General features: G+C 70.0%; 1 protein-coding gene. It reads right to left on the bottom strand.

All coding sequences use genetic code 11. The features are described 5' to 3' along the window. A partial coding sequence (locus SB749_RS20675) for a malic enzyme-like NAD(P)-binding protein (RefSeq protein ID WP_410711967.1) occupies positions 1-240 on the bottom strand: 240 nt, incomplete at both ends.

Below are 240 nucleotides of genomic sequence, written 5' to 3'. Positions count from 1 at the left end.
TCTCGACCGCCTCGGCGACGGCCGGGGCCACACGGGAATCGAGCGCGCCGGGCACGATGTAGCCTGGCTCGAGGTCATCGCCGACGAGATCGGCGATCGCACGGGCGGCGACGAGCTTCATATCGGCGGTGATCTCGGACGCATCAGCGTCGAGCGCACCGCGGAAGATTCCGGGGAACGCGAGGGCGTGGTTGATCTGGGTCGGGAAGTCGCTGCGCCCGGTAGCCACCACGGTGGCGC

It is taken from the genome of Brevibacterium sp. SIMBA_078 (genome assembly GCF_046534565.1).
GTDB lineage: Bacteria > Actinomycetota > Actinomycetes > Actinomycetales > Brevibacteriaceae > Brevibacterium.
The sequence above is the reverse complement of the archived record's forward strand: the minus strand, read 5'-3'. Positions and strand labels throughout refer to the sequence as shown.